This window comes from Streptomyces pactum, assembly GCF_002005225.1.
Lineage (GTDB): Bacteria > Actinomycetota > Actinomycetes > Streptomycetales > Streptomycetaceae > Streptomyces > Streptomyces pactum_A.
This window is the reverse complement of sequence record NZ_CP019724.1, coordinates 8,239,863-8,251,743: the sequence shown is the minus strand read 5'-3', so window position 1 is coordinate 8,251,743 and position 11,881 is coordinate 8,239,863. Positions and strand designations below refer to the sequence as shown.

At 70.8% G+C, this 11,881-nt stretch carries 10 protein-coding genes and 2 pseudogenes; 4 read left to right on the top strand and 8 right to left on the bottom strand.

What is annotated here, in order from left to right; genetic code table 11:
- Positions 1–104: 104 nt before the first annotated feature.
- The 3 genes and pseudogenes from B1H29_RS35845 to B1H29_RS35835 all read left to right on the top strand — a co-directional run.
- Positions 105–630, top strand: a pseudogene (locus B1H29_RS35845) (response regulator transcription factor); the annotation flags it as partial.
- A complete protein-coding gene (locus B1H29_RS35840) occupies positions 626–1,717 on the top strand; it encodes a sensor histidine kinase (protein ID WP_055420025.1) in 1,092 nt (363 codons plus the stop codon). The pseudogene B1H29_RS35845 and the gene B1H29_RS35840, both read left to right, overlap by 5 nt.
- A gap of 123 nt (positions 1,718–1,840) precedes the next feature.
- A pseudogene (locus B1H29_RS35835) lies at positions 1,841–2,083 on the top strand (helix-turn-helix domain-containing protein); the annotation flags it as partial.
- 71 nt (positions 2,084–2,154) lie between these two features.
- Here the strand turns inward: B1H29_RS35835 and B1H29_RS35830 are convergent.
- From B1H29_RS35830 to B1H29_RS35795, 8 genes are all read right to left on the bottom strand, one after another.
- Positions 2,155–3,012: a class I SAM-dependent methyltransferase gene (locus B1H29_RS35830; protein ID WP_055420026.1), complete on the bottom strand. Its 858-nt coding sequence runs from the start codon at positions 3,010–3,012 to the stop codon at positions 2,155–2,157.
- A gap of 83 nt (positions 3,013–3,095) precedes the next feature.
- Positions 3,096–3,968, bottom strand: a complete 873-nt coding sequence (locus B1H29_RS35825) for an alpha/beta fold hydrolase (protein ID WP_079160654.1) — start codon at positions 3,966–3,968, stop codon at positions 3,096–3,098.
- 165 nt (positions 3,969–4,133) lie between these two features.
- Entirely contained in the window at positions 4,134–5,795 is a 1,662-nt protein-coding gene (locus tag B1H29_RS39970) for a LuxR family transcriptional regulator (RefSeq protein WP_055420028.1), read from the bottom strand.
- A gap of 470 nt (positions 5,796–6,265) precedes the next feature.
- Positions 6,266–7,717, bottom strand: a complete 1,452-nt coding sequence (locus tag B1H29_RS35815; RefSeq protein ID WP_055420029.1) for a cytochrome P450 — start codon at positions 7,715–7,717, stop codon at positions 6,266–6,268.
- A 263-nt stretch (positions 7,718–7,980) separates the two neighbouring features.
- Positions 7,981–8,277, bottom strand: a complete 297-nt coding sequence (locus B1H29_RS35810) for an antibiotic biosynthesis monooxygenase family protein (protein ID WP_055420030.1) — start codon at positions 8,275–8,277, stop codon at positions 7,981–7,983.
- Complete coding sequence (locus B1H29_RS35805) at positions 8,274–8,771, bottom strand: cupin domain-containing protein (protein WP_055420031.1); 498 nt, start codon at positions 8,769–8,771, stop codon at positions 8,274–8,276. Before B1H29_RS35805 ends, B1H29_RS35810 begins: the two co-directional genes overlap by 4 nt.
- Positions 8,772–9,009: 238 nt before the next feature.
- Positions 9,010–9,213: a hypothetical protein gene (locus tag B1H29_RS35800; protein ID WP_055420032.1), complete on the bottom strand. Its 204-nt coding sequence runs from the start codon at positions 9,211–9,213 to the stop codon at positions 9,010–9,012.
- 216 nt (positions 9,214–9,429) lie between these two features.
- Positions 9,430–10,725: a CitMHS family transporter gene (locus tag B1H29_RS35795; RefSeq protein WP_055420033.1), complete on the bottom strand. Its 1,296-nt coding sequence runs from the start codon at positions 10,723–10,725 to the stop codon at positions 9,430–9,432.
- A 366-nt stretch (positions 10,726–11,091) separates the two neighbouring features.
- Between B1H29_RS35795 and B1H29_RS35790 the strand changes: the two genes are divergently transcribed.
- On the top strand, positions 11,092–11,805 hold the full coding sequence (locus tag B1H29_RS35790; RefSeq protein ID WP_055420034.1) for a FadR/GntR family transcriptional regulator: 714 nt from the start codon (positions 11,092–11,094) through the stop codon (positions 11,803–11,805).
- Positions 11,806–11,881 lie beyond the last annotated feature (76 nt).

The following is an 11,881-nucleotide window of genomic DNA, read 5'->3' as shown; positions in this document are numbered from 1 at the left end:
GCCTTGCCTCACCGCGCGCGGATCGGAGAGCGGTTCATTCTGTTAGGAGCTCTAAGCGGTTCTTGATACGCGGACGATATGTGCCCGCTCGTAACATCGAGAGTATGCGTGTGTTGATCGTCGAGGACGAACCCTGTATGCGGAAGCCATCCGCGATGGCCTGCGCCTGGAGGCAATCGCGGCCGACCGCCTCGACGACAAGGCATCCGGCTTCGAACCCGGCGCGACGACTACCTCACCGAACCGTTCGAACTACAGGAACTCGTCCTCAGGCTCCGGGCGCTCGACCGCAGGTGTGCCCACAGCCGGCCTCCGGTCCGTGAGATCGCGGGGCTGCGACTGGATCCGTTCCGACGCGAGGTCTACCGGGACGGCCGCTACATCGCGCTGCCGCCCAAGCAGTTCGCCGTACTCAAGGGCCTCATCGCCGCCGAGGGTGGTGTCGTCAGTGCCGAGGAACCTTTGGAGCGCGCGTGGGACAAAAGCACCGATCCGTTGACCAATACTGTGCGCATCACCGTCTCACCCTGTGAGCGCCTCGGTGAGCCGTGGTTCATCGCCACGGTCGCCGGCGTCGGCTGCCGAACCGATGCACAGCCGCAGGCCGAGAATGGGGGAGAGAACCGTGGTCAGAGCGCCCGGATTGAGTGTCCGCCTCAAGCTCACGCTCAGCTACGCCGGATTCCTCATGCTCGCCGGTGCCTTGCTGCTCGCCGCCATAGGAGTGTTCCTCCTGCGACAGGGATGGTTGCGAACCAACGAAGAGGGGGCATGGAGAGCAACTCCGGGCACCGACTTCGTGCGCGGTTTCGCGCCAACGGCAGCCGCGGTGATGGTGTTCCTCCTCGTGTTCGGCCTCCTGGGCGGATGGATCCTCGCCGGCCGAATGCTCGCCCCGCTGACTCGCATCACCAACGCCACCCGCACGGCCACTACGGGATCGCTCTCGCACCGTATCCAGATGCCGGGCCGCCAGGACGAGTTCCGCGAACTTGCCGACGCCTTCGACGCGATGCTCGCACGGCTGGAAGCACACCTAGCCGAGCAGCAGAGATTCGCGGCCAACGCCTCGCACGAACTACGCACCCCGCTGGCGATCTCGAAGTCACTTCTCGACGTGGCCCGCACCGATCCATCACAGGACACCGGCGAAGTCCTCGACCGTCTCCAAGCTGTCAATACCCGAGCGATCGACCTCACAGAAGCATTGCTCTTGCTCAGCCGGGCCGACCGGCGATCCTTCACCCGAGAACAGGTCGACCTGTCCCTCATGGCGGAAGAAGCCACCGAAACGCTGCTCCCCCTCGCGGAAAAGAACGGCGTCACCATCGAGACCCGCGGCGACATCACCCCCACGAGCGGATCGCCGGCGCTCCTGCTGCAACTGACCATGAACCTCGTGCACAACGCGATCGTCCACAACACGTGTGGACAGGGCAGGGTGTGGGTCACTACCAGCGCCCACCCCGGCACCGTGATGCTCACGGTCGAAAACACCGGCGAGAAGCTGAATCCGCGCCTGGTCTCGACGCTCACCGAACCATTTCAGAGGGGCACCGAGCGCATCCACGCCGACCAGACGGGCGTCGGCCTCGGCTTGGCCATCGTCACAACCATCACCCGCGCACACGACGGCGCCCTCACCCTCACCCCGCGCGACACCGGCGGCCTGCGCATCACGGTGGAGCTGCCCGCGCACACGTCCCCGCGGTCGTGATCCACGCCCCGTCGGCCACGCGGGTGGTGCGCCGTGTCGACGTACGCCAGGATCCGCCGGATGTCCCACGCGTGCTGCGCGGCGTCGTGGGCGTTGTGGTGCGCCACGTCCCCGGCGCGCTGGATGCCGCGTTCGAAAGAGGGGCAGAAACTCCAGCAGTTCATGGGCCTTGGTAGCTCCAGTCCGGTGCGCTACCGGCGGGTGATGATGCTGCTGGCCTGGGCCGCCGGGAGCCGGGCCCCGGTGATCGCGAAGCTGGTGCAGGCCGACGAGGACACCGTCCGGGACGTGATCCACCGGTTCAACGACATCGGCCTGGCCATCCTGGCCCGTCGGTGGGCGGGAGGCCGTCCCCGCCTTCTCAACCGCCGGGCTCGAACTCCGCCACCGCCTGCGGGCACGGGCCGAGAACCGCATCCGCTGTCGGCCGGTCCGGGCTACGGGACCACGCCCGTGCCGATGTTCAGCCGCGCGTGCAGGACGGCTCCCGGGCCGCCGCCGGAGCGTTCACGGAGCATGCCGTCGAGGATCTGCCTGACCTCCGCGGCCTGCGACTCGGTGAGGTCGGCGAGCCACGCGGCGCCGATCGGGTTGCTGCCGCGGAGCGTGTCCAGGAGCTCGGCGGCGGACGCGAAGGACATGTCCACCGTCGCCTTCCGCACGGCGACTGCCCGCAGTCCCGCGTCCCGCAGCTCCGCCGCGAACCGGTCCGGGTCAGCGAGCCGGAACGGCAGCGGGGGCGGGTCGGCGGGCAGCGGTACGAAGCCCGGCACGGCCGCCTTCAGCGCGCCGATCGTCCAGCCGATGAACTCCACGTGTTGCGGCAGGCCGAACGCGGCCACCAGCACCGTGCCGCCGGACCGGGTGACGCGTGCCATCTCCGTCAGTCCGCTGTGCAGGCCGGGGAACAGGGACACACCGTTGAGGGACACGCACACGTCGAACGTGTCGTCGTCCAGCTCCAGGCGCTCGCCGTCCATGACGAGCGCGCGGATCTCGGTCTCTGTCAGGCCCCCGTCGTGGGCGCGCTGGACGAGGCGGTCCACCATCGTCGGCGCGAGGTCCACAGCGACGACCTGTGCTCCCCGGCGCGCCGCCGGGAGAGCGAGAGCACCGCTCCCGGCGGCCACGTCCAGCAGCCGGGTGCCGGGTCCGACCCGTACGCCGGACAGGATCTCGTCGGCGAACAGGAGCGAGCGCGGCGTGATCCGGCGGTCGAACGCGGGGGCGAGGGCCTCCCATGCGGCGCGGATCTGGGCCTGGGTGGGCGCTGGGTGTCGGGTGGGGGCGGTCATGACTGTGCTCCTTCCTCTCGTGCTGTCTCTGTCTCGTGCGTGCTCTGTCTGTCTCGTGCGTGCTCTGTCTGTCCCGTGTTCGCCTAGTGCGGGGCCGGGAGCGCGGTGCGCAGCGCGGCCACGAAGGCGTCCGGGTGTTCGAGGTTGGAGTCGGCGCCGCAGTCCTCCAGGATGTGCAGCGGCCAGCCGTGCCGTTCGGCGGCGCGCTCGGCGAACCGCAGCCGCGTCTCAGGGTCCCGCCGACCCCAGATCAGTGTCGTGGGAACGTCGATGCGGTCGAGATCGGCGTCCGGGATGGACGGCATGCCGAGGTGTTTCATCAGGGCACGACCCGCGGCCTTCGGACCGGGCGCGCGGGCCCTGTCCAGCGCGTAGTCGGCGATCCGGTCCCAGCACTCGCCCATGTCGCGCTGGACCCCGTCGAAGTCCACCATGCACCGGTTCAGCATGCGGTCCCAATTGCGTTCGGTCGCGTGCATCTGGAAGGCGGCCACGGTGAGGGCGAACCGCGGCTCCGGGCGGAACGAGCCCAGGCCGAAGGCGTCGGCGAGCACGAGTCCCGCGAGGCGTTCGGAGTGTTCGACCGCGAACCGGGCCGCGGCCGCGCCGCCGATGTTGTGCCCCACCAGGACGGGTGGTGCGGCACAGGTGTCGTCGACGAGCGCCGTGAGCCACTCGACGGCCCGGTCGGCGGTGGGCGGGCGGCCGTCCTCGATCTCGGACGCGCCGTGCCCCGGCAGGTCGGGAACGACCAACGAGTAGCCGTCGACCAGCTCCGGAATCACCCGGACCCACGAGAAGCAGGTCTGGCCGATGCCGTGCAGGAGCACGACGGGCGGTCCGCTGCCGCCCTCCAGGACGGCGGTCGACACACCGGCGAGGTCGCGCCGGTGCTCGATGAGGGGAATGTCCGCGAGCAGACGCCGCCTGGCGTCCTGTGCGGTGGCTGTGGTCATCACTGCCTCCTCCACTGACCCCTTCGTTCTACGAGGAGTCTCCGTCCGGCGGCGCGCGTGCCGCATCGGGCGAATCACGCAGATCCGGGCGGGTGCGCGGCGTGGGTCGAACCACCCATGCGCGAAGGCGGAGCCCATCTGGAGGCGCAGCCCGGCTGTGCGGGCTCAGCGTGTGAGGCCGTGCTCGTAGGCGTACGCGGTGGCCGCGGCCCTGCTGGAGACGCCCAGCTTCGTGAACATGTTGCTCAGATGGCGGGCCACGGTCTTCTCGCTGATCACGAGCGTGGCGGCGATCTCCCGGTTGCCGGCGCCCCCGGCGACGAGCCGCAGCACCTGCGCCTCGCGGGAGGTCAGCCCGCCGGGCAGCGGGGGCCGTGCCCGCTCGGACCGCGCTCGCAGGCGGGCCAGGTCAGGAGCGGCGCCGAGCTCTTCGAAGACCGTGCGGGCGGCGTCCAGCTCCAGCCCGGCCGTGTCGTGGTCGCCGAGCAGCGCGCACGCCTCGGCCATCGAGACACCGGCCCGCGCCGCCTCGTAGGGGACCCGCAGCTCCTGCCACAGCGTTCGGGCGGCGTTCAGGGCCTCCCAGGCGCCGGACGCGTCGCGTTCCGCGAGCAGGACCGTGCCGTCCGCGCCCGCGGCGACCGCACGCAGATACGGCGGCCCGAGGTCGTCCGCCGCCTTTCCGAGCTCGTCGGCGGCCTCCCGCGCGCCGCTCGTGTCGCCGGTGGCCAGCAGAATGTCGACGTAGGCGGCGAGGATCCGGGCGCGCCGCACCCGGTCGCCCTCGGCCTGCGCCGCGACCCTGCGCACCGCCGCGTCGGCATCGGCGGTACGGCCCTGGGCGAGCCGCAGCAGCGCCAGGCCGGGCTGCGGCGGGCAGCCCCAGCGTTCGGCCTGCCGGTAGGCCTCCTCGGCGTGCGCGAATTCACCGCGCAGCCGGAGCAGTTCTCCCCGCTGGTACTGGGCCATGCCCAGCGCGGGGTCGGAGTCGCGGTCGGCCATGTGGGCACAGGCCTCACGTACCTCGGCCAGCGCGTCGGACCACGCGCCGCGCATCTGCATGACCTCCGAACGGTGCACCAGACACTGCCCGCGGTAGGGCTTGAGGCCCGGTTGTCCGTCGCACCAGCGGCTGAGCGCTGCCGTCCACTCCGTGGCGCGCCGCACGTCGAACGCGTCCCGGCAGGCGAGGATCACCGCGCAGTAGACGATGCCCGCGGTGACCGGGGAGACCTCTCCGGCCGTCACGCCGACCATCGCCTCGTCCAGGAGCGCCGTACCGCGCACCACGTCCCCGGAGCCGATCAGCGCCTGGCCCTGGCCGAGCGTGCCGAACGCGGTGAGGTCGGGGTCGCCGAACCGCGCGGCGATCCGCTCGACGTCGGCGCACGTGGTGCGGGCACGGTCGAAGTCCCCGGTCCCGAGTGCCTGCACGCCGCTGGGCACCAGGAGATAGCCGCGTTCCACGCAGTCCGCGCCGGACTCCTCCAGCAGGCGTCCCGCGCGGCTGAACCAGCCGCCCGCGCGCGAGTGCTCGCCGAGCAAGGCCAGGGTCAGGCCGAGCCAGAAGGCGCACCGTACGGCGCGGCCGGTCGCGCCCTCGGCGCGGAAGGCGAGCCAGGCCCGCTCCCAGGCGGCGAAGGCCGTTTCCTCGTGCCCGACCAGATACGCGGTTGTGGCTAGGTGCTCCGTGTCCTCAGCCGGGAGCGGCGCTCGCGCGTCGGCGGCGGACAGCCGGTCGTAGGCCTGGGGCCAGTCCCGGCGGCGGTACGCCGCGCGGCCTTCCGCCAGCCCGCCACGGTCTGCGGCCGCCGTGGGTTCGGCCATCGCGCGCTCCTCGGGCCGGGTGGGGTCTGTTTCCCACCGTAGGCGCGTCGGGTCACTTGTGCACTGCCCGGTGGGCGGTGTGCGTTCTGTTTTGTTGTGGGGCGGGGGCGGGGGTCGCGTGCTCACGCCGAGCCCGGCATGGCTGTTGCCCCCTGGGATGACGAAGAGATGACCTGGGGGGATGGTGTCACCGCGTCCGAGAGGTGCCGTCGGAGACGCTGATCAGAGGCCCGACCACTGCCCGGCCGGGCGCGAAGCCCGGCCGGGCGCGGGCGGCTGCTGGAGCGGTCCCTGACACGGGTCGTGCCCGACGGCGATCCGGGGTGTCTCCAACACCGGTGCCTCGGCACTTCATCGTGTGAGCCGTCGCAGGGCGTGACACGGATCCGTCGCCTACTCGGACCGTTGGTGCCCCCGGCTTGCTCCGCACACCGGAGGGAACACGGGTCAACCAGTCAACGGACGGTGGATCACGAGGCGTTCTGCGACGTGGTGGGCGGGCGGTGCGACTGACCGTCGGCGGGTCCGTGGCCGGCATGGGTGTGACGGCCGTAGGAGAGGGTCAGTCGGTCGGGTTTGACGGTGACGACTGCCTGGGCCCGAGGAGGTCGTGACGTCAGTTCGAGGTGCGAACAGTTCTGGAGGATGGTCGCCAGGATGATCTGGAGTTCGGCCCAGGCGAAGTTCTCCCCGATGCATTTGCGTCGCCCGTCGCCGAAGGCGAGAAAGGAACCACGGGTGGCGGAAGCCGCTCCGGCCGTCCAGCGGTCCGGGTCGAACCGATCGGGATCGGAAAAGACCTCCGGGTCGTGCTGGTGGAGGTAGGGGCTCCATACGACGTCCGCACCTGCCGGAATGGAGTGCCCGCCCAGATCGGTGTCGCGGGTCGCCGTTCGCGTCACCATCCAGGCGGGCCCGTACTTACGCACGGCCTCCTGCAGTACCCGGCGGGCGTAGTCCAGCCGATCGACGTCGTCGTAGCGCAGTCGTCGGCCCTGGCAGACGGAGGCGAGTTCGGCGCGCAGGCGTTGCTCGATGTGTGCGTGCTGGCTGATCTCGTACAACGTCCAGGCGAGGGTGGTGCCGGTGGTCTCGATGGCACCGGTCAGCAGGGTGATGGCTTCGTCCTGCAACTGCTGCCGGCTCAGTGGCTCCGGGGCGGTGAGGAGAGTCTCGAAGAGTCCCGCGGGGCGGGCGGCGTGTGGGCATCCGGGGGCCTGCGCGGGTGCCGGTCCGGTGGTGGGGCCGGTGGTGGGGCCGGCGTGGTGGTCGATGGCCTGATCGATGAGGGCGCGTAGACGGGCGACCCGGGCCGCGTGGGCACGGTTCGCCGGCAGCGGCAGCCGACTGGCCCAGGCCGGCAGGAGGGTCTGCCGAATCGTTCCCTTCATGATGGCCGGCATGAGCGCGGTGAACTCGCTCTGCAGGTGGGTCGGCAGGTCCGTACCGAACAGTGCGACGAGGAAGGCCGCCAGGGTCAGGTCGTTCATGTCGGCGAAGACGTCGCGTTGCTCGCCGTCCTCCCACGCGGCGACCATCGTCTGAACCTGATCGATCATGGCGTCGCCGCGGGTGGCAATGTGCGCTTTGTTGAACATCGGCTGCATCAGGCGCCGGTTGCGCAGGTGGGTGTCTCCGTCGGCCACCGTGGCGAGCCCGTCGCCGAAGAACACGCGGAGTGCGTCGATGATCTTGCCGCCCTTGGTGAAGTCCGCGGCGTCGGTGACCAGGACCTTGCGGGTGAGAGCGGGGTCGGTGACCACGTAGGCGGGCGCGGTGCCGATGCGTATGCGCACGACGCTGCCCCGCTCTCGCAGCGAGGCGATGAAGGGAAGCGGGGTGCGGGCGAGGTGGTGGGCGTGTCCAACCAGCGGAAGGCTGCCCAGCGCAGTCGGTGTGGACGTGAAGTGCGGGGCGTTCACTGCTCGGCTCTCCTCGTGGTGGGGGCGCTGAGGTGCGGCCGGAGCATGCCCAAGATCAATCCCATGGATGCTGCCTGCACGTGACCTTCACATTCCCGAGGAGGCCGCCCGGCCGTGCGCGACCTTCTTCACCGGCGGCGCGGCCGAGCCACGGCGGCGCGCGGACTCGGACGCCCGTTCTGTGCCGAGGGCGCGATCACCGTCCGGTGCCTCCGCGAGGACAGGGGCGGGCCGGGACCGTGCGGCGGTCCCGGCCGCCGGCGTCATGGTGCGAGGACGGAGCGTACGTGTTCGACCTGCGGCGGAGCCGCGAAATGCGGTCCGGCCAGCGCCCGCCACCGGGCGAAGTCCTGGGAGCCGCGGAAGGCGACGGTGTGGTGCTCGAGGGTCTCCCACCGGACCATGAGCCGGTAGCGCGTGGGGGGTTCGACGCTGCGGTGCAGGTCGACCCCGTCACAGCCGTCGGCCGCGAGGAAGAGGGGCAGGGCCTCGGCGACGGCCTCCTCGAACATGTTCTCGTGGCCCGGATGGATCTCGATCCGAGCGATCTCAGTGATCACGGTTGCGTTCCTGTTCCTGGGGAGTGTCGGGGCCGGGGCCAGTCGCGGGTCCGGGCGGCGGCTTTGTCGTGCTCGGTATCGACGCGCGCGGTGACGCCGGTCCCGACGAGGGTGCGGGTGGCGTCGACGGAGGCGTAGATCCAGAGGATGCGCATGGGTTCGGTGGCGGAGGCGTTGCGGAAGCGGTGGGGGGTACCTGCGGCGACGTAGGTGGTGTCGAAGCGGGTGACTCGGTGTTCGGTGCCGTCGATCTCCACGATGGCGTCGCCTTCGAGGATGGTCACGCTCTCCGGGCAGTTGTGGGTGTGCAGGGCGATGCCGGCACCGCCCTCGAAAAGGGTCTGCCCGGTGAGGAAGACTTCGGCGCCGACGGCCTGGGTGACCAGGGGGATGGTGCGGGCGCCGCCGCCACGGCTGAAGGCGGTCAGTTCGGCCGGGCGCAGGACGGCGGGCGGGAAGGAGCCGAAACAGGGCTCGTCGGTCGGGTGGTTCACAGGGTCTCCGTGGCGAGGCGGGACAAGGGGCTGTTCATGCGGTCGTTGTGGCCGGGTCGATCCGGACGGTTCGGTGTTGACGAACTCGCGGATGCCTTCGGCTCCGTGCACCCGGCCGCGCCGGACTTCTTGACGCCGCCGGTGGGCAGGCGCGGGTCGGAGGCGACATGCCGTTGACGTAGACGGAGCCGGCGTCGAGGACCCGGGGGAGGCGGCAGGCTCGGTCGAGGTCGGACGTTCACGGGGCGTCGCCGAGGCCGTACTCGGTGCGGTTGGCCAGGGCGACGGCCCCCTCGGCGTCGGCGTCGGCGAGGACCACGAACGGGGCGGAGCCGCCGGGCGCGGTCCCTCCGTGCTGGAGGACGGTCGCGGCGAGGGCCGGCGCGGCGAAGCGGAAGGACTGCCGGGAGAGGTAGTTCCAGGGCGTCACCGCGAGGGCCACGCCCAGCGGTCGTGGACGACGGTGCTTTCGGAGGCGACGGGCCGGTCCGGGATTTGGCCCGGTGCTTGCCCTTCGTAGTACTCACGATCGCCTGACGCGGAGCCTCGTGGCGGCCGGCCGGGCCGTCGCCGCGACACGTGACAGCCCTGGTGGGCCGCACCGAGGCGTGGTGCGGCCCACCGGGGAACGAGGAGATCCGCGAGCATCGCGCGCGGCTCAGGTGACGCTGATGGCGCCGGTGACGACGGCGAAGAGGATGTAGGCGGCGGAGACGAGGACGCCCCAGCGCAGGGCGTGCCGCTGGAAGTCGCCCAGCTCGGCCTTGACCAGTCCGAGCAGGACCCACATCGGGGCGCTGGTGGGACCCATCATGTGGAGGATCTGGCCGATGGCGCCGGCGCGGGCGATCTCGTTGGCGGGGATGCCGTAGTGCGCGGCGGACTCCGCGAGCACGGGGACGACGCCGAACCAGTAGCCGTCGTTGGACATGAAGAAGCCGAGCGGCAGGGCGAGGATGGCGGTGAACAGGGGGATGATGTTGCCCCAGCCTTCGGGGACGACGGCGAGGGCGGCGTCGGCCATGGCCTTGATCATGCCGGAGTCGGTCATGATGCCGGTGAAGACGCCGGCGGCCAGGACGAGGATCATCACCGGGACGGCGTTGGCGGCCTGGCGCTTGATGAGCTCCTGCTGGTCGCCGATGGCACGGATGTTGACGAGCAGGGCGATGACGAACGCCACCATGAACAACACGAGCAGGTCGGCGACCTCCATGATGAGCAGGACCATCAGGAGCAGGGTGAGGGCGGCGTTGAACCACATACGCCAGTCGGCCTTGACCGGCTCGAACGCCTCACCGGAGGCGATCTCCAGCTTGTAGGCGGCGAGCTTCTCGGTGTCGATCTTGTGGCGTTCGCGCAGGCCGAGCCAGTAGGCGACGGCGATGATGGCCAGGCTGGTCAGGGCCATGGGGCCGATCATGTGGACGAAGTACTCGGTGGCGCTCAGGTGCAGGACGCTGATGCCGCGGGTGGCCGCGCCGCCCCAGGGGGTGGTGCCGGAGATGGTGCCCAGCGCCATGGCCGCCAACGTGGCCAGGATGAGGGGGTTCATGCCCAGGCGCCGGTAGATGGGCAGGAAGGCGGAGCAGACGATCATGTAGCTGGTGGTGCCGTCGCCGTCGAGGGCGACCAGCAGGGAGAGCACGGCGGTGCCGACCACGATGCGGACCGGGTCGCCCTTGGAAGCGCGGACGATGGCCTGGACGATCGGCTCGAAGAGTTTGGTTTCCATCATCAGGCCGAAGTAGAGGACGGCGAACAGCAGCAGCGCCGCGGTGGGCGCGACGGTGTCCAGACCGTTCATGATCATGTCGCCGAGTTGGGTGCCCTTGCCCGCGACGAGGGCGGCGGCGATCGGCGTGAGCATGATGGCGGTGAACGCGGAGAGGTGTTTCCGCATCACGAGCAGCATGAAGCTGCCCAGGGTGGCGAAGCCGAGGACGGCGAGCATCGTTGCTCCTTGGGGCAGGGCTGAGGGCCGCCGGTCAGGACGGCGGCGCGGGACGGCGCGTGGGGTCAGTGCGGGTCGGTTCGGACGGCGACCGGCAGGGCACGCGGGACCGTACTCGGCTCGTGCGTCGGGTCGGTCACGGGGGCTTCGGGCTCCTGTACGGCGGTTCGGCGGGCGCACGTTCGCGGCGGGCGGTGGCTCGCTGGAAGCGTGAGGAGTGCGCCTGGCATGGCTGGGGCTTCCGGGGGCTGCCGACGGGGAAGCAGACGCTGTTCGTTCCGTCGAACTTCCGGACAACCGGTTTACCGGATTGCCGGTAGGTAACTAGAATCCGGCCATCGCGTCAATACCGAAGTGAGGAAATCGATGGCCGAACTCGCCAGGATCACGGTCGAGCCGCGCGAGCCGCTGGCCGCCGAGGTCTCCCGCCGCCTGATCGACTACCTGATGTCCGGCGAGGTCCAGCCCGGCGACCGCATCCCCTCCGAACGGCGGCTGACCGAGATGCTCGGAGTGAACCGGCCCACCGTGCGAGAGGCGATCAAGTCGCTCGGGTTCCTCGGCCTGCTGGAGATCCGGCAGTCCAGCGGGACGTACTTCCGCGGCACCGACTCCGACGTGCTCTACCGCTTGTTCGAGCTGGGGCTGGTCCTGGGCGAGCGGGGCGCCCGCGACATGGTGCAGGCCCGCGCCGAACTGGAGGTCATCGTCGCCGGCCTGGCCGCGCAGGCGCGCGACGAGGCGGGCGTCGAACTGCTGCGGGCCCGGTTGACGGCGATGCGGGAGTGCCCGGACGACGAGTTCCCCGAGGCGGACACCGCCTTCCACGCCGCCCTCGGCGAGCTGGCCGGCAACACGGTGCTGCGCGACATGCTCAAGGGCATGCGCGCGATGATCCAGCGCGGCTGGGTGGAGCGCACCGGCGCCGTGCGGTCCCGCGAGGTGGCCTACGCCGACCACGTGCCGATCTACGAGGCGGTCGCGAAGGGCGACGCCACGGCCGCCCGTACGGCGATGGCCCGGCACATGGACGGCGCCTCCCGCCGCCTGATGAAGGCGCTCGAACAGCGCGACGCATAGCGGGGCACCACGGACTGCCGGACCGGCACCGGCAAGCCGTGGCCCTCCATCAGCACAACCGGTTGACCGGTTGACC